The sequence below is a fragment of the Candidatus Kurthia intestinigallinarum genome, from assembly GCF_003991225.1.
GTDB classification, from domain to species: Bacteria; Bacillota; Bacilli; order Bacillales_A; family Planococcaceae; genus Kurthia; species Kurthia populi.
This window is the reverse complement of sequence record NZ_JTFC01000007.1, coordinates 23,755-43,141: the sequence shown is the minus strand read 5'-3', so window position 1 is coordinate 43,141 and position 19,387 is coordinate 23,755. Positions and strand designations below refer to the sequence as shown.

Genomic DNA, 19,387 nt, shown 5'->3' with positions numbered 1-19,387 from the left:
ATCTCTCCTCCTATTTCGCGTCGTACCATGTATTACCAGATGCAGCATCTGCTTTTAATGGTACTTTTAATTTAACAGCTGCTTCCATCACAGCCGGCACAAGCTCTTCTAAAATAGCTAATTCTTCAGGTGGTGCTTCAAAAATCAACTCATCATGTACTTGTAGAAGCATTTTTGCTTGTAAATTTTTCGCTTTTAGTGCAGCCGCCATATCAATCATTGCTTTTTTTATAATATCTGCTGCTGTCCCTTGGATTGGTGTATTCATTGCTGTACGTTCTGCAAAGCTACGTACATTAAAGTTACGGCTCTTTAAATCCGGTAAATAACGACGACGATTTAGTAGCGTTGTAACATAACCGTCCTTTTTCGCTTGTTCAACAATCGAGCTCATATAGCCCTGTACGCCTGGGTAACTTTCAAAATAGCGTTCAATAAATTTGGCCGCTTCTTTACGCGTAATACCCAAGTTTTGTGATAATCCATAATCACTGATACCGTATACAATACCAAAATTTACAGCTTTTGCTTGGCGACGCATATTTGATGTCACATCTTCTTTCGCTACACCAAACACATCCATTGCTGTTTTCGTATGAATATCTAAATCATGCTTGAAAGCATCGATTAAGTTCGCTTCATCTGCCATATCCGCTAATACACGTAATTCAATTTGTGAGTAATCGGCAGAAAACAACTTCCAGCCCTCATGACTTGGTACAAATGCTTGACGAATTTTACGCCCTTCCTCTAAGCGGACTGGAATGTTTTGCAAGTTCGGGTCAATCGAGCTTAGACGTCCTGTAGCAGTTAATGCTTGCTGATAACGTGTATGAATTTTATGATCCTTTTCATGTACGACCTTTAATAAGCCTTCGATATACGTTGATTTTAACTTTCCAAGCTGACGAAACTCTAGAATGTAATCAATAATGTCATGCTCAGGTTGTAGCTTTTCAAGCACATCCGCTGCTGTTGAATAACCGGTTTTTGTCTTTTTAATAATAGGAAGTTCCAGTTTTTCAAATAGAACAACGCCTAGTTGTTTCGGTGAATTAATATTAAATTCTGTTCCTGCTAATGCGTAGATTTTTTGCTCAATCGCATCTAATTTTAATGTAAGCTCCTCACCCATTTCGATTAGACGTTGCTCATTTACAACAACCCCAGCACATTCCATGTCACATAAAATAAGTGCTAGTGGTAACTCAATCGTTTTGTATAATTCAAATTGCTCTTTAACTTGTAATGCTTTCTCAATCGTCGGAAGCGCATGCCAAACAGCTAATGCTTTACGTGCTACATGCTCTGCTAGTACGACTTGCTCTGGTATAGCACGTTTTGCGCCCTTACCATAGACTTGCTCCGCTACTTGCACATCATAATAGCCATAGCTTTTCGCAACCGTAGCCACATCGTCTAAGTTTTGACCTGCTTCATCAATATAGGCAGCTAATAGCATATCGGCTTTGACACCATTTAATGCGATACCAAAGCGGTGAAGTGCAGCTCGTTGTGCCTTCACATCATAAACATATTTTATTTTCGTATCATCTGCTAAATATGCTTTGACTACTTCAGATTGCTGTACCGCTTCAAATGGCATATAGTAAGAAGCTTCACCAGCCGTAAAACCAACACCTAAAATCGCACAGCTATGATAATGCTCATCCTCTAGCTCGACATGCACAGCCATTGTGTCCGTTAATTTATCCGTCATATCATCGACGATTTCCCACGCGATATCTTTTTTCTCTGTCGTTTCCTCAACAGCTAAATCACTTTTTTCAATTAATGATTTAAATGACAGCTCACGCCAAATACCAAATAACGCTTCTGTATCTGGTGCACTCCATGCCAAATCATCAATCGATAACTCAAGTGGTACATCACGGTTAATTGTCGCAAGCTCTTTACTCATTAAAGCTTGCTCCTCATTCGCCATAAGTTTCTCTTTTAATTTTGCACCTTTGACGTCCTCAAGATGTGCATAAATTTCTTCAACGGTCGGATGCTGCGTTAATAATTTAATGGCCGTTTTTTCACCAACCCCTGGGACACCTGGAATATTATCTGATGAATCGCCCATTAAGCCTTTCATATCAATAATTTGCAGCGGTGTTAAACCGTATTTTTCCTGAATATGTGCCGGTGTATAGTGCTCAATATCGGTCATGCCTTTACGCGTAATATAAACTGTTGTATTATCCGATGCTAATTGTGTTAAATCCTTATCACCTGAAATAATAATCGTTTCAAGGCCTTGTTCATCTGCTTGACGGCTCAATGTTCCAATAATATCATCCGCCTCATACATTTCTAATTCATAGCGCTTCATATTATACGCATCTAATAATTTTCGTAAATACGGGAATTGTTCTGACAGCTCAGGCGGTGTCTTTTGACGACCTCCTTTATAGTCTTTAAATGTGCTATGGCGGAATGTCGTTTTCCCTGCATCAAAGGCGACTAAAATGCGCGTTGGATTTTCTTCTCCTAAAATCTTTTGTAGCATCGTCGTAAAGCCATATACGGCATTTGTATGAATGCCTTGCTCATTTGTTAAAAGTGGTAACGCAAAAAATGCGCGATAGGCTAAACTGTTGCCATCTAATAATAGTAACTTTTCTTTTGTCATCGTTACATTCCCTTCCTAGTAAACTTATCTCTTCTATCTTACCATGCCAGCAACAAATCGTCGCACACACGTTCTTTTTAACGCAAAAAAAGACCGGTAGAAGTCTCGGTTACTTCTACCGGTCAAATGGTGAAAAAATAGCAGCCGTTCTCGTCACAGAACACCCTCGTTTCTGTCCGTCTGCGATTTCGTCACGATTTTCGCCACACACAAGTAGCTCCAGACGCAAAATTACCAATTGGCAACAAGGGGATCGTCTGAATAAAAGGGAATTTGAAGGGGGCCTTCGCTATTTATAGTACCAATACTCTTTGAAGACTTTATAAACGAATTGTAAAGATATTGTTAAGATGGTATTTTCGGTAGCATAACACGCATCGTTGTACCCTGGCCTACTTCACTTTCAACCTGGATTTTACCGTGATGAATTTCAATTAAATGCTTCACAATCGCCAGGCCCAGACCTGTACCACCTGAATTTCGACTACGCGCACGATCAACACGATAAAAGCGTTCAAAGACGCGCGGAATTTCTTCTTTCGCAATCCCAATCCCTTCATCTTTCACTTCTAAAATGCCAAATTTCGAATTGTCACTTAGTCGCATCGTTATCGTCGTGTGCTCAGGCGAGTAGTTAATGGCATTAAATAATAAATTCACAATAACTTGCATCAAACGATTCGCATCACCTAATATAACAATGTCATCGGGTGCTTCAACCTGTAGTATCATTTCCTTTTCTTCAAGATGCTGTGCAGACATCTCTGCTGCTCGCTTCACTAAATCATTCAAACTTGTCGGCAATAAATCTAGCTGAAAGCCATGTTTTTCAAGCTTCGAAAGCTCTAGTAAATCATTGACAAGCATTTGAAGACGATTGCTTTCCTGATTCATAATCTCAAGGAATGTTAGTAATGTTTCTTCATCCTTATATGCGCCGTCAAGCAATGTTTCGGAGAAGCCTTTCATCGACGTAATCGGTGTGCGTAATTCATGTGAGACATTGGCAACAAAATCTTTACGAACCTGTTCTAGCTTTTTAAGCTCTGTAATATCATGCATGACAATGACCACACCTAGCCAGTGCCCATGCTCCCCAATTACTGGCGCACCATACACTTCCATATGACGCATTCCACCATCAAGCGGAATCTGAATTTGTTGGCGATACGCTTCTTCTGTCATAAAGACATGGTCAACAAATTCTTCGAGCTCAAGTGGCATACCTAAATCCCGGAATACATGCTCAGTCACTTCATCATATTCTTTTTCAAATAGCTTTAAAAACACACGATTGACGACAGAAATATCGCCCTCGCGTCCAATCATAATCAACGAACTGCCCATATTTTCAATCAGTGTTTTTAAACGCTCTTGTTCAATCTCACGCGTCATCATCATATCTTGTAAATTTCGGGCTAGCACATTAATGGAGCTACTTAATGAAGCAGTCGGTGCTTCTGCAGATTCATAAGCACGCGCACGGTAATTTCCTTTTGCTAATTCTAAAGCTGTATTCGTCACATGGTCGACAGAAGACGTCACATTATGCAAAATACGATTGCTAAGTAGCATTAGTACAATAAATGCTACAATGAGCGCACCAATTAACACAAGCCAAAATGATAATGCATCATGGACTTGGCGATTAGTAGCCTGTGATAGCGCATCACTTGCAGAAAGGCGCTTTTCAATTGTCGTATCAATATAAGCAGGTAATAATTGACCGATACCAAAACCTAGGCTTGCTAACACAGCTGCGTACAAGAAACCAAACGCTGTTAATAAGCGTACTCGCATTGATTTCATTATCCTTTGGGCTCCTCAAATTTATAGCCCAACCCACGAATCGTTTTAATAAATTTAGGCTTACGGCTGTTTTCTTCAATTTGATCACGCAAATGGCTAATATGTACATCTACAATACGTGTATCGCCCGCAAAATCATAGTGCCATACTGCACTTAGTAATTGGTCTCGCGTCAATACACGATTTTTATTATCTAACAAATAAACAAGTAACTCGAATTCTTTTGGCGTAAACTCTAATTCCTTACCATCTAATGTTACTTCAAAGCGGTCTGGATAAACACTTAACGCACCAATATGATACGTCTTTTCACGTTCAACTTCTGTCGTTTGTTCCTGCACTTTTGAGCGACGTAGCACCGCTTTTACACGCGCTACTACTTCTCGTGGACTAAATGGCTTTGTCATATAATCATCCGCGCCTAATTCGAGTCCTAACACTTTATCAAACTCATCGTCTTTTGCTGTTAGCATAATAATAGGTGTACCAATTTTTTGAATGCGTAATTCTTTGCATACTTCCATACCATCTTTTTTAGGAAGCATTAAATCAAGCAAAATTAAATCAGGTAATTCTGCCACTGCTCTATTAAGGCCCTCTTGTCCATCAAAAGCTTGAATGACTTCATAACCTGCTTGTTTCAAGTTGTATTGTAATAATGTTGAAATTGCTAATTCGTCTTCTACTACTAAAATTTTATTTGTCATGTTTGTTTGCCTCCAAAATGTTCGTTTGAAACCCCCATCTCAAATTCACTCATTTAGGTGGTATTGCGATTACCGTTCCAGTCACAATTAATTCATCTGTCGATAGGTTACGTCCTTCAACATGAATCATAATTCCTTGAATCGATTCCCGCTTATCGATGACGTTTAAGACGATATGAATCGTTTCGTAATGATAGAGGATACCGGGAAACTGTAGTGCAAGCTCCATAATTCGCGAGCCTGGACCTGGCAAATATTTTGATATTGTTGACGTAATAATGCCATTTAATAGGACAGTCGGTACAATTGGACGTCCAAATTCCGTTCGACTTGCGTAATCATGTTGAATAAATAACGGATTGCTATCATTTGTTAACCCTAAATAGAGCAGTAATTGCTGGTCTTCAATTTTTTCTGTAATTTGAATAGAATCGCCAACCTCTACTTGCTCAAATGTTTTACCAATGCGGTTATTTTTACCTAATAACATAGTATCCAGCCTCCTCTCTCCTACTCTGTTTTTATAGTATCAGTTATAGGATGAAAAATCGAGCACAAGTGTTGCATTACTTACTTTCTAACATTTAGGCCAACAAAAAAGGTCGAGCAGGCGGCCCAACCTTTTTTGCTACTTAATCTAATGCCTGCATAACATCTTTTACTGCATCTGCTGAATAATTCAATGCCTGCTGCTCTTCATCTGTCAGTGGTAGTTCAATGATTTCTTCGATGCCTTCTGCACCTAAAATTGTCGGTACACCTAAATAAATACCTGATTGTCCATATTCACCTTCTAAATAAGCAATTGTCGGTAAAATGCGGCGTTGGTCCTTCAAAATGGCTTCTGCCATTTCTACCATCGCGGCAGCAGGTGCATAGTAAGCAGAACCATTACCTAAGAGGTTAACAATTTCACCACCACCGACACGTGTACGTCGCACGATAGCGTCTAGTCGCTCTTTATCGATTAATAATTCCAGTGGTACACCACCGGCATAAGAATAACGAACAAGCGGTACCATCGTATCTCCGTGCCCACCTAAAACAAAGCCTGAAATATCTTTCACCGATATATTTAGCTCCTCTGCTACAAAGGTACGAAAACGAGCCGTATCTAAAATACCCGATTGTCCAATCACTCGGTTTTTAGGAAAACCAGATGCCTTATAAACCGTATAGGTCATCGCATCCACTGGATTCGTTAATACTAATAAAATGGCATTTGGCGAATAATTAGCCACTTCTTTTGCTACCGATTCCATGACACGTTGATTTGTTTTCACAAGGTCATCACGACTCATTCCGGGCTTACGAGCAATCCCTGCTGTAATGATGACAACATCTGAATCTGCTGTATCTTCATAATTAGCTGTTCCTGTTACTTGTGAATCAAAACTTAAAATTGGTGCAGCCTCTGCCATATCAAGCGCTTTTCCTTTTGTTGGATTTTCTGCTTGTGGAATATCGACTAGCACCACATCACCAAGTTCTTTTTGCGCTACTAAAAAAGCAGCTGTAGATCCGGTAAACCCGCTACCGATAATAGAAATCTTTTTACGTTTATGAGACATATTAAAATCCTCCTATTCTACAATAAAATGGTAATTGAGTATAAAAAAAGAGATGAAGCAAGCTTCACCTCTTATAACCCTTAAGGATTAAAGGTTTTTGATTAATTCGTCAGCGAATTCTGAGCATTTCACTTCAGTAGCGCCATCCATTAGACGTGCGAAGTCGTAAGTTACAACTTTAGAAGCGATTGTTTTTTCTACTGATGCTGTAATAGCGTCAGCAGCTTCTTGCCAGCCTAAGTGTTCAAGCATTAATACGCCTGAAAGTAATACTGATGATGGGTTAACTTTGTCTTGACCAGCATATTTTGGAGCAGTACCGTGAGTAGCTTCAAAGATAGCGTGACCAGTTACGTAGTTAATGTTAGCGCCTGGAGCGATACCAATACCACCAACTTGTGCAGCTAATGCATCAGAGATGTAGTCGCCGTTTAAGTTCATTGTAGCTACTACGTCGAACTCTTTAGGGCGAGTTAAGATTTGTTGTAAGAAGATATCAGCGATAGAATCTTTTACGATGATTTTGCCTTCAGCTTCAGCTTTAGCTTGTGCAGCGTTTGCAGCTTCAGTACCTTCAGCTTCAACGATTGCATCATATTGAGCCCAAGTGAATACTTTATCGCCGAATTCGTTTGCAGCTAAATCGTAACCCCATTGTTTGAATCCACCTTCAGTGAATTTCATGATGTTACCTTTGTGTACTAAAGTAACAGTTGGTTTGTTGTTATCGATTGCATAATTGATAGCAGCGCGTACTAGACGTTCTGTACCTTCTTTAGAAACTGGTTTAATACCTAAACCTGAAGTTTCTGGGAAGCGAATTTTGTTAACACCTAGTTCAGTTTGTAAGAAGTTTAATAACTTCTTTTGTTCGTCTGAACCAGCTTTGTATTCGATACCAGCGTAGATATCTTCAGTGTTTTCACGGAAGATTACCATGTCAACGTCTTCTGGTTTTTTAACTGGAGAAGGAACACCTTCGAAGTGACGTACTGGACGTAAGCATACATATAAGTCAAGAGTTTGACGTAATGCTACGTTTAGTGAACGGATACCGCCACCGATTGGAGTTGTAAGAGGTCCTTTGATAGCGATTAAGTATTCGTTGATTTTGTCTAAAGTTTCTTGTGGTAACCATTCGCCTGTAGCGTTGAATGCTTTTTCACCAGCTAAAACTTCTAACCATTCGATTGATTTTTCGCCATTGTAAACATTTTTAACAGCTGCGTCAATAACGCGTGAAGCTGCGTGCCAGATATCAGGACCGATACCGTCACCGATGATGAATGGGATTGTTGGGTTGTTCGGTACGTTTAACACACCGTTGTTTTCCATAGTAATTTTTGCCATGTAAATTGCGCCTCCTAAAGTTAATCATAATCATGGGCTTGGTCCAATAAGGAACAAGCCCACTGACTATTACATTATATCATACAGTTCTATTTGAAGCATTTCGCATTTGAGCGAAAATTCGCTAAGTTATTAGCGTTCTTCAACTGGAACGTACTTTTGTAAACCAGGTCCTACGTACTCAGCACGTGGACGGATTAAACGGTTGTTTGCATATTGTTCTAAAATATGTGCAGACCAACCAGCTGTACGTGATACAGCGAATACTGGTGTGAATAAATCATGTTCGATTTCCAATGAATCGTAAACTGATGCTGAGAAGAAGTCAACGTTTGCAGGTAAGTGTTTTTGTTCCCAGATCATGTCATGGATTTTCACTGACATATCGTAAAGTTCTGGTTTACCAGTTAATTTAGTAAGTTTTTCAGACATTTTACGTAAGTGTGGTGCACGAGGATCACCAGAACGGTATACGCGGTGACCGAATCCCATGATTTTAACTTTGTTATCTAATTTATCTTGAATGTAAGATTCAACATTGTCTACTGAACCAATTTCAGATAACATTTTCATAACTTGCTCGTTAGCGCCACCGTGTAATGGACCTTTTAATGCGCCGATTGCAGCAGTGATACCTGAGTAAATATCAGATAAAGTAGCTACACATACGCGTGCAGTGAAAGTTGATGCATTTAATTCGTGGTCAGCGTGAAGAACTAACGCTTTGTTGAATGCTTCGATTTCGATAGCTTCAGGTTCAGTACCTTTTAGCATGTATAAGAAGTTAGCTGCATAGCTAAGGTCTTTTTTAGGTGCAATTGGTTCTTGACCGTTACGCACACGTGCAAAAGTAGTAACTACTGTACCAATTTTCGCTTGTAAACGAATTGCTTTACGGTAGTTTGCTTCTGTTTCCATAACGTCTGCTTCTTTATCGAATGTTCCTAACATTGAAATCGCTGTACGTAGAGCAGCCATTGGATGCACTTGATCAAGTGGCATAGATTTGAATAAATCAACGATTGCAGTTGGGATTTCCATGTTGTCTGCTAATTGTTGTTTTAATTCTGCTAATTCTTGAGCATTTGGAAGACGAGTGTTCCAAAGTAAGAATACCACTTCTTCAAATGATGCATTTTCAGCTAAATCGTCGATGCTGTAACCAACGTATGTTAATTTATCATCAATGATTGAACTTACTTTTGTTTCTGCTGCTACGATACCTTCTAAACCTTTTGTTGATGCCATAGTAATATCGCTCCTATTCATATCATAAGTATTTGTAATAAATGTTCCCACTTATTACCCCAAAAAAATTATATGATTCTATAAGTAAATCGCTTACATGAATTATTATAATCAATTTTGACGGCTTTGTGAATTAAAACTAATCATTTAATAAATTTGGCGTTTTTAGTAGAGAAATACGATTTTTTCTAGAAAAAATCGTAAATTTCAAGATGGTTATATAAAACTCAAATGGGTTTTAATGTAATTTTTTATATAAAAAGTAACTTTTCACACACTATATACCTTGCTTATTACGTCATCTATAAATGTTTTTATATGCTGTTATAAACATTATTGTTGCTCGATTGTCCACTTTTTTCCTAGTCGTTCTACGTTTAAAATCCAGCAAAAAAGCGAATGATCTTTTTTGACCATTCGCTTTTTTATTATAATATTTTGGTTGTTATAGAATACTTGAATACCCTTTGTAAATAACACCTGAAGTTGCATCCATAGAAATTTCTTGGCCCTGTTCAATAACAGTTGTTGCGTTCTTTACACCCACAATTACTGGTATACCTAATGATAAACCAACAACTGCTGCATGAGATGTTAAACCGCCCTCTTCTGTAATTAATCCGGCACATTTTTCAACTGCTGGCATCATTTCTCGATCTGAACCAATCGTTACAATAATTCGACCAGTCGCATCTTCGGTTAAAGCTTCTGCTGCGTTTTTCACTACAAGTGCTTTACCGTTTGTTGCAGCACGACCAATCCCTTGACCTTTTGTGAGTTTATCGCCAATCATATGCACTTTCATTAAGTTCGTCGTACCCGCTTCACCAACTGGTACACCTGCTGTAATAACAACTAAATCACCATATTTTACAACATCACTTTCAAGTGCTTTCTGTACAGCTAATTCTAAGACTTCATCGGTAGACGTAACTTTTGGCGCTGTTAATGGTTGTACACCCCAAACAAGTGTCAATTGACGGCTCGTCACATCAGATGAAGTTACCGCAACAACTGGCACACCAGGACGATATTTCGCGATAGCACGTGCTGTTGCACCACTTTCTGTCGGCGCTAAAATAGCTGACACTTGTAAGTTTAATGATGTATACGCAACTGATTGTGCAATTGCTTCTGTCATTGTTGCACCATTTTGTTTGCTACGCGCACGTACGATTTCTTTGTGATTTAATGTATCTTCAATACGTGATGCAATTTTATGCATTGTTTGAACAGACTCTACAGGGTATAAACCAGCAGCTGTTTCACCAGATAGCATAATTGCATCTGTCCCATCTAAAATTGCATTTGCCACATCACTTGCTTCTGCACGTGTTGGACGAGGATTGCGTTGCATTGAATCTAACATTTGTGTTGCTGTAATGACTGGTTTCCCTAGTTTATTACATTTTTGAATCAAGCTTTTTTGCACGACTGGTACTTCTTCTGCAGGAATTTCTACACCTAAGTCGCCACGTGCTACCATTAAACCATCTGAAACTTTTAAGATGCCATCAATATTATCGACACCCTCTTGATTTTCGATTTTTGGAATGATACGAATATGTGCATCATGACGTTCTAATAATTCGCGAATTTCTAATACATCTGATGGACGACGAACGAATGAAGCTGCGATAAAATCAACGCCTTGTTCAATACCAAATTCGATATCTGCCGCATCTTTTTCTGTAATCCCTGGAAGTTGAACAGATACACCTGGTACGTTTACACCTTTTTTATTTTTTAATGTTCCAGCATTTTCAACTGTTGTGTGAATTAAGCCTTTTTCTTTGTCAGTTCCTGTTACGTGTAATTCGATTAAACCATCGTCTAATAGAATGACAGAACCTTCGTGAACATCCTCAATTAATTTTTCATATGTGATTGAAAATACTTCTGTTGTGCCAAGCACTTCTGTCATTGAAATATCAATTGTTTGACCTGTTACAAGTTCAATCGCGTCATTTTCCATATTATTTGTACGAATTTCTGGACCCTTCGTATCTAATAAAATACCGACAATTTTGCCTGTTTCTTTTGCGGCTTGACGAATGGCTTGAATACGTGCCGCATGCTCCTCATGAGAACCATGTGAAAAGTTTAAACGTGCAACATTCATACCTGATTCAATTAAGCTTACTAACGTTTCATGTGATTCACTTGCTGGACCGATTGTACATACAATTTTTGTTTTTCTCATTCGTTGAACACTCCCGTAAGTTAGATGGATAATTCTTTTGATAATTTAAACATTGCTTGATCTAAATGATGTTCTGTTTCAAATACTTCTTTCAAGTCATAGTCTACCACCGCTTGATTACGAATACCAACGGCACGGCCTCCGACATTATTCATTAACACTTCTACCGCATGTGCACCCATCATGCTTGCTAACACACGGTCACGCGCTGTTGGTGAACCACCTCGTTGAATATGACCCAATACAGAAACTCGCGTATCAATACCTTTGTCCAATAGAATGTTTTTCAGTTCATTCGCTGACATAACACCCTCTGCCACGATAATAATACTATGTTTTTTACCACGTTCTTTACCACGTTGCAAACGTTTGACCATTTCATCAATATTTGTCGCTTCTTCAGGAACAAGAATGGTTTCTGCACCACCTGCTAAACCTGCCCATAAGGCGATATCTCCCGCGTCACGCCCCATTACTTCAATAACAAATGTTCGATCATGTGATGTAGCCGTATCTCGGATTTTATCAATTGCTTCAATTACTGTATTTAATGCTGTATCAAAACCAATCGTATAATCCGTGCCTCGAATATCATTATCAATCGTCCCTGGCACACCTACTGTAGGGAAACCTTTTTCACTCAGTGCTAATGCCCCGCGATAAGAGCCATCTCCACCGATTACGACAAGGCCTTCCATACCTGCTGCGCGCATACGCTCAATTGCTTGCAGTTGCGCTTCGTCTTCTTTAAATTCCAATGACCTAGCAGAATGAAGCATCGTACCACCGCGTTGGATAATATCCCCAACATCACCGATTTCAAGTAGTTTAAATTCGCCTTCCATCAATCCTTGGTAGCCCTGGTAAACACCAACGACTTCCATTTCATGATAAATTGCTTTACGAACAACTGCACGTACGGCTGCATTCATACCTGGTGAATCGCCACCACTTGTTAAAACACCAATTTTCTTCATAGGATGACCTCCTAATAGTCAGTTAAAACAAAGATGGGCTGAACATAGCAGTTTGCTATGACTCAGCCGAATCATTCAACGAGATAATTAGAGCTTATACGAGAAATATCTCGTATGAGGTCTAACATCTCTCTCTATGTTCTATCATACCGATTTCTTGTCAGTTTGGAAATAATTATTGTGTAAAAATACCGATTTCTCGATATTTTTTATATCGGTCCTCAATTAATTCTTCTTTTGAAAGCGCTAACAGCTCTGTTAAGGACTTTTCGAGCGTTTCTTTCACAAATGTAGCTTGCTGTTTCGGGTCTTTTTGTGCCCCACCTAATACTTCTGGAATAATTTCATCGATAATATGCATATCTTTTAAATCGGGCGCTGTAATACGCATTGCCTCTGCGGCTTGCTGTGCCTTTGAGCCATCACGCCACAAAATAGAAGCTGCCCCCTCTGGTGAAATAACAGAAAATGTTGAATTCGTCAACATATGCAGACGGTTGGCAACACCTAATGCTAGTGCGCCACCACTTCCCCCTTCACCAATGACAATACTAATTACCGGTACAGTTAAGCCCGCCATTTCGACTAAATTACGTGCAATTGCTTCACTTTGCCCACGCATTTCAGCTTGACTACCTGGATAAGCGCCTTTTGTATCAATAAAGCACACAATTGGACGATTAAATTTCTCTGCTTGTTTCATTAAGCGTAGTGCTTTGCGATAGCCTTCTGGGTGTGGCATCCCAAAGTTACGACGGACATTTTCTTTTGTATCACGGCCACGTTGATGACCAATAATTGTAACAGGCACATCGTTCAATGTCGCAATCCCACTAACGATTGCTGCATCATCGCCAAACTGACGATCACCATGTAGCTCAATGAAATCATCAAAAATAAATTCCACATACTCAAGCGTTGTTGGACGATCTGCCATACGTGCTACTTGCACACGGTCCCAAGGTTTTAAGTTTGTGTAAATATTTTTCTCAAGAACGCTGAAGCGCTGTTCTAGCTGTGCAATCTCTTCGCTAAAATCTAGCGCTTCTGTTGTCGTTAATTTTTTTAATTCATCAATTTTGGCACGTAGCTCAATTAATGGTTTTTCAAATGATAGCGGTTGCTTAGCCATGATGTGCTGCCCCTTTCGTATGTAATTTCACAAATGTGCTTAATGTTTGACGCATATTTTTACGTTCGATAATGGCATCTAGTTGGCCATGCTCTAATAAAAACTCTGCTGTTTGGAAATCATCTGGTAATTTCTCGCGTACCGTTTGTTCAATCACTCGACGACCTGCAAAGCCAATTAAAGCTTGTGGTTCTGCTAAATTGATATCTCCTACTGATGCAAAACTTGCTGACACACCACCTGTTGTTGGATGCGTCATTACTGAAATAAATAATAACCCTTTATCCGCATGACGTTTAAGCGCAACACTTGTTTTTGCCATTTGCATTAATGACAATACCCCTTCTTGCATACGTGCGCCACCACTTGCTGTGAAAATAATAAACGGTACCCCAAGTTCCGTTGCTGTTTCCACTGCACGTGTAATTTTCTCCCCTACAACTGATCCCATCGATCCCATGCGAAAATGAGCATCCATTACAGCAACAACTACTTGTTCGCCGCCAATTCTACCTTTTCCTGTAACAATCGCTTCTGTTAAGCCTGTTTTTTGTTGATCAGCTTTTACTTTTTCAAGATAACCCGGAAATTCTAATGGATTGGCTGAATCTAACGCAGCATCTAACTCCACAAATGAGCCTTCATCTAGCGTAATTGCCAAGCGATCTTGTGCATGCATTTTATGATGATGGCCACAACGGTCGCATACCCCAAATACTTCCGTAAAATCTGCTTTTTTCATTACATGATTACATTTTTCACAGTTTAACAAATCTTCCGTTAAACGCGCGTCATCATGCGGCATTGCAAAATGTTTTTTCTTTTTGCCTTTTTTAAAAATCTCTCGAATATTCATAAACTATCGCTCCTTCGCTAATGTGTCTATCCATTCCTCATACGCTTCAAGCGCTAAGGCAGGTTGGCCCATTCGTAAATTGCTTAAAAATCGCTCTAAATGAACTTTTTCGTTCTCCGTCGTAGTACCTTGATACGGACGAAGTGCATATTGATTTAGCAATAACCAAATTTTATAAACAAGACGATTGTTCGTCGCCACAATCATTTCGCGAATAATATCTTCACGCATGACCGTTTGACCTTCGATTACATTATGTAAAAGACTTTCCCATACCGGCGATTTACATAGGTTTTCATCCAGCGCTACCATACAAATAGCATCACGCTCTAAAATGCGCTGTGTTGAAAAAACATAACCACTTCCAGCTTCATCTGGCAAAATAAACTGTGCAAGCACTTCAACAAGTTGGTGATTACGATAATCCGATAAATAGGTGCCTCCACCCTGGCGCGTTTGAATTAAGCCAAGTAATTCCATACTACGCAGTGCCTCACGAACCGACGAACGCCCCACACCTAGTCGTTCCGCTAACACACGCTCTGAAGGTAATTTATCACCTGGTTTAATTCCTTCTTCTTGAATAATTCCTTTTAAGTCATTCACTGTTTCAATAAACACTTTTGATTTTGATTGATTTTCTGTCATCCCGATCTCTCCTTAGCAAATAGCTAACAAAAGTGGTCTGACCACTTTTTATTAGCATACCGAAAAATATTCCATTCGTAAAGAAAAAACTGTGCCAAAAGCACAGTTTTTAATACCTAGTAGTAATTTAAACTTCTAAAATACGTTCAATTTGTTTGATAATGAGTTGGCTCTTACCATTACGTCGTTCTACTTTACCACGTACAATAACCGTCATCTCTTCTTCAACCCATGACATCACCGCTGCATAATCGCGTGGGAATAGTGTTGATGAGATACTTCCTTCTTCATCTTCTAATTGCAAAAAGGCCATTGGCTCTCCCTTTTTTGTACGAATCTGTTTTTTACTTTGTATAAGTGCAATCAATTGAACATGAGAATCTGCATTTGCATAACTAATATCTTTTGTCGTTACACTATCAATACTAAGCGATTTTTTTAACGACATAATAGGATGTGGTGATAAATAAAACCCGAGCACTTCTTTTTCGTATTCTAGCTTTTGTTTTTCTGTCATGGCTTCTGCTTTTGCGTACTTAGGTGTTCCAAATAAAGCAATATCTTGAAAATCTTCACTCTCATCTGCTAAATCTGACTGTAAAGTAGCTTGTGCAATGGCCCCTTTAATCGATGCTAAAAGTACGGCGCGGTCTTTTCCAAATTCATCGAATGCGCCCGCTTTAATTAATGGCTCAAGCGCTGCTTCTTTAAATTGTTTTGCTGGAAAATCTGCAGCCATCGCATATAAATTGGTCCATGTAGCACGCTCGTTTTTCCGCAAATAATTTAGTTCCTCTAAAAATGCATTAGGCACGCCCCGTATCGCGCCTAATGCAAAGCGAACATCCCCATTTTCAACATGGAATCCCTTGCCACTTTTCGTAATCGATGGTGGTAATAGCTTAATGCCACGCTCCTTCATCTCTTGCATAAAAGCTGTTGTTTTGTCTTTATCTCCAAGAACCGAAGACAGTAAGGCTGCATAAAAGTATGGTGCAAAATTCGCTTTCAAATAGGCCATTTGATATGTGATTACACTATAGGCAGCAGAATGGGATTTTGGGAACCCATAATCCGCAAAACGAACGATTAAATCATAGATATTATTTGCAATATCTTGATCAAAGCCTTGCTTTAAAGCTCCTTTAACGAAATGTGCACGCTCTTGATCTAATGTTTCACGTTTCTTCTTACTAACTGCTCGGCGTAATAAATCCGCTTCGCCCATGGTAAAACCAGCAAAGCGGCTGGCAATTTGTAAAATTTGCTCCTGATACACGATGACACCATACGTTTCAGCTAAAATAGGACGCAATGCTTCATGTGGCATTTCGGCCGTTTCTATACCATGCTTACGACGTGCATAAACCGGAATAAAATCCATTGGCCCTGGACGATATAATGCATTGATTGCAATAATATCTGTAAACTGCGTTGGTGCGATTTCCCGTAATGCCTCTCGCATACCAGTCGACTCTAACTGGAATACACCTAATGTGTCGCCACGACGTAGCAATTCAAATGTTTTAGCATCATGTAATGGGATTTTTTCGAATTTTAATGTTTTCCTAGTGTCCGCAAAAATCATATTTCGAATCATTTCAAGGGTTGTTAAATTACGCAAGCCTAAAAAGTCCATTTTTAATAAGCCTACTTGCTCTACTTCTTGCATTGGCCACTGCGTCAAATACAATCCTTCATGCCCTTTTTCGATTGGCACTGTTTCAACAAGTGGCTCCGGTGACAATACGACACCTGCCGCATGAGTAGAAGCATTTCGTGGTAGTCCCTCTAAACGAAGTGCTACCGAAACGATGCTGTCATGCTGTGGACTTTGCTCACGCCACTGTCTAAGACCGCCTTCTGCTAATGCCTGTTTAAGGGTAGAACCTGGCTTAGATGGTACAAGAGAAGATAAGTGTGATAATTCTTCCATTGTTAAGCCAAACATCCGCCCTACATCACGTAACACTGCTTTTGCAGACAATGTACCAAATGTAATGATTTGCGATACATAATTTGCGCCATATTTTTCAGCTACATAGTGAATAACTTCTTGTCGACGATGATCGGCGAAATCGACATCAATATCCGGTAGCGTCACACGCTCTGGATTTAAAAATCGCTCAAATAATAAGCCATATTTTAATGGATCAATATCTGTAATTCGCATTGCATACGCAACAAGGGAGCTTGCTGATGACCCACGACCGGGTCCTGTTAAAATCCCGCGCTTTCTCGCATACTCAATATAATCAGCCACAATTAAAAAGTAATCTGCATAGCCCATTTTATTAATAGTTGATAATTCATAGCGTAGTCGCTCCGCATAATCCGCTGTAATTTGTCCAAAGCGTTTGACAAGGCCCGCTTCACATTGCTGTTTTAAGCGACTTTCCGCGGTTTCCGCTTCAGCTAATGGGAATTTAGGCATATGAAATGTCACAGTCGGCAACTCTAATTGGCAATCTGCTAAAAAATCATAAATTTGTGTTTGCCACATGGGGCGATCTATAAACCATTCCGTTAGTTGCTGCGCCGTTGGTACATATTGATAACGAGCGGTTTCTTCCAATGCTTCTCGCTCATTTAACTTTTGACCACTTTCAATTGCCTGCGCAATTTCAAATGCCAATACATCTTCTTCTTCTAAAAATGTGCTTCTATGGGTCGCACCTATCGGTAAATTCAAATTACTACAAAGTTCCTCGTAATACGTTTCTTCTATCGATTTATGCCCCCCAGGACGCGCGACTCCAGCAATGCAATCTTCTAGCCATAAAGCTTTTAACGTTGCTAAATCTTCTTTCGGGTCACTTAACCATGTTGCATCGCATAATGGTATCATTGCTTTTAATCCTACTCGGTAGCCTTGTAGCCATTTAAGTGGAATATCTCCATGTTCACGTAACGAACTAGCAGATGATAATTTTAATAATTGCCCATAACCTTGGACATCTTTCGCATAAACAATGAGCTGTCTTCTATGTTGTGACACTGTTACATGCAATGTTAAGCCAATAACCGGCGACAAACCTGCATTTTTTAACGCATGCCAAAAAGGCAGCACACCATAAAGCTTTGAATTGGTGATTGCTGCCAATTGGACCTGTTGCTGTGTCATTTTTTGTGTCAATTCATCGATACGAATCGTACTTTGTAACATATCCGCGGCCGTAACTATTTCTGTATAGACGACGTTCATCGTATCAACCTCTTTTCTTTTACTGCTGTTTACATAACGCTTCAATCGCTTGAATAACATCATCCGCTTCTGACCAATCATAAATCGTCGCTCCCGCTGCTACAGGGTGACCACCTCCGCGGAACTGTTTCGCAATTGTGTTGATTACTGGGCCTTTTGAACGTAAACGAATACGAATTTGATCGTCCTCCTCTACAAACATTGCCCATGCAACAATACCTTTTGCATTTCCTAGTGAAGGGACAAGATTATTGGTTTCCTCAACCGTTACATCAAACTGCGCTAATAGCTCCTTCGTTAGCTTGATGTATCCTGCACCATTTTCGTCCATTGAAAAGTTTTGATAAATATAACCTTGTAGTTGTAATACATTGCATGATACTTCATACATGCCATTAAATAATGCCGAGCGATCAAAATCATAGTCAATTAATTCTGCAACTGTATTAAATGTTAATTCAGTTGTACTTGGATATTGGAAACGCCCTGTATCCCCTACAATTCCGGCGAATAAATAACGTGCTGATTCAGCGGTTAATGTCCATTCAGCTGTTTTAGCCAAATCAAAAATCATTTCTGAACATGAGCTCGCATCCATATTCACCCAGCGCATATCACCATACTTATCTTCATTTGGATGATGATCAATCTTAATTAAATAAGCACCCGTTGTATAACGGTGATCGTCTACACGGTCTGTATTCGCTGTATCCGTTACGATAACTAATGCTCCCTCATATGCCGTATCATCTACGCCTGTTGGTTTCCCTAAATAATCAAGCGGTGCACTATGTAAGCCTGTCGTATAAATCATTTTATGTGGATAGTTCGTGCGTAATAATGATGCTAATCCTAATTGTGAGCCATATGCATCTTCATCTGGACGTACATGACGATGAATAATAATCGTATCATATTGTTCAATTTTCCCGATAATCTCTTGCTTCATAAAATCATCTCCCTAACATCTTTTTCTTTCATTTTAAAGGAAAACCTTGGTATTAAAAAGTAGGCAACCTCGATAAAGTCGAAATTGCCTACTT

At 39.4% G+C, this 19,387-nt stretch carries 14 protein-coding genes; all 14 read right to left on the bottom strand.

The genetic code is table 11. The features are described 5' to 3' along the window. Positions 1-10: 10 nt before the first annotated feature. Positions 11-2,638, bottom strand: coding sequence for a DNA polymerase I (gene polA, locus QI30_RS01730; RefSeq protein ID WP_126989226.1), 2,628 nt, complete (start codon positions 2,636-2,638; stop codon positions 11-13). A gap of 345 nt (positions 2,639-2,983) precedes the next feature. Then, positions 2,984-4,447 carry a two-component system histidine kinase PnpS gene (gene pnpS / locus QI30_RS01725; protein ID WP_126989225.1) on the bottom strand — a complete coding sequence of 488 codons (1,464 nt, stop codon included), beginning with the start codon at positions 4,445-4,447 and terminating at the stop codon, positions 2,984-2,986. Beyond that, positions 4,447-5,154: a response regulator transcription factor gene (locus QI30_RS01720; protein ID WP_126989224.1), complete on the bottom strand. Its 708-nt coding sequence runs from the start codon at positions 5,152-5,154 to the stop codon at positions 4,447-4,449. Before QI30_RS01720 ends, pnpS begins: the two co-directional genes overlap by 1 nt. A 49-nt stretch (positions 5,155-5,203) precedes the next feature. Next, complete coding sequence (locus QI30_RS01715; RefSeq protein ID WP_126989223.1) at positions 5,204-5,644, bottom strand: MaoC family dehydratase; 441 nt, start codon at positions 5,642-5,644, stop codon at positions 5,204-5,206. 142 nt (positions 5,645-5,786) lie between these two features. Next, a complete protein-coding gene (gene mdh, locus QI30_RS01710) occupies positions 5,787-6,725 on the bottom strand; it encodes a malate dehydrogenase (protein ID WP_126989222.1) in 939 nt (312 codons plus the stop codon). Between the two features lie 87 nt (positions 6,726-6,812). After that, positions 6,813-8,075: an NADP-dependent isocitrate dehydrogenase gene (icd, locus tag QI30_RS01705; RefSeq protein ID WP_126989221.1), complete on the bottom strand. Its 1,263-nt coding sequence runs from the start codon at positions 8,073-8,075 to the stop codon at positions 6,813-6,815. Positions 8,076-8,207: 132 nt separating this feature from the next. Beyond that, positions 8,208-9,323: a citrate synthase gene (citZ, locus tag QI30_RS01700; RefSeq protein ID WP_126989220.1), complete on the bottom strand. Its 1,116-nt coding sequence runs from the start codon at positions 9,321-9,323 to the stop codon at positions 8,208-8,210. Positions 9,324-9,768: 445 nt separating this feature from the next. Further along, positions 9,769-11,526: a pyruvate kinase gene (gene pyk, locus QI30_RS01695; RefSeq protein WP_126989219.1), complete on the bottom strand. Its 1,758-nt coding sequence runs from the start codon at positions 11,524-11,526 to the stop codon at positions 9,769-9,771. Positions 11,527-11,546: 20 nt separating this feature from the next. After that, on the bottom strand, positions 11,547-12,503 hold the full coding sequence (gene pfkA, locus QI30_RS01690) for a 6-phosphofructokinase (protein WP_126989218.1): 957 nt from the start codon (positions 12,501-12,503) through the stop codon (positions 11,547-11,549). A gap of 175 nt (positions 12,504-12,678) precedes the next feature. After that, the gene (accA, locus tag QI30_RS01685; protein ID WP_126989217.1) at positions 12,679-13,635 is read right to left on the bottom strand and encodes an acetyl-CoA carboxylase carboxyl transferase subunit alpha; all 957 of its coding nucleotides are present in this window, start codon (positions 13,633-13,635) and stop codon (positions 12,679-12,681) included. Next, the gene (accD, locus tag QI30_RS01680) at positions 13,628-14,491 is read right to left on the bottom strand and encodes an acetyl-CoA carboxylase, carboxyltransferase subunit beta (protein WP_126989216.1); all 864 of its coding nucleotides are present in this window, start codon (positions 14,489-14,491) and stop codon (positions 13,628-13,630) included. The genes accA and accD overlap by 8 nt, the downstream gene beginning before the upstream one ends. Positions 14,492-14,494: 3 nt before the next feature. Then, positions 14,495-15,139, bottom strand: coding sequence for a FadR/GntR family transcriptional regulator (locus QI30_RS01675; RefSeq protein WP_126989215.1), 645 nt, complete (start codon positions 15,137-15,139; stop codon positions 14,495-14,497). 127 nt (positions 15,140-15,266) lie between these two features. Beyond that, positions 15,267-18,425: a DNA polymerase III subunit alpha gene (gene dnaE / locus QI30_RS01670; protein WP_370323568.1), complete on the bottom strand. Its 3,159-nt coding sequence runs from the start codon at positions 18,423-18,425 to the stop codon at positions 15,267-15,269. Next, entirely contained in the window at positions 18,364-19,293 is a 930-nt protein-coding gene (locus tag QI30_RS01665; protein WP_126989214.1) for a DHH family phosphoesterase, read from the bottom strand. The genes dnaE and QI30_RS01665 overlap by 62 nt, the downstream gene beginning before the upstream one ends. Positions 19,294-19,387 lie beyond the last annotated feature (94 nt).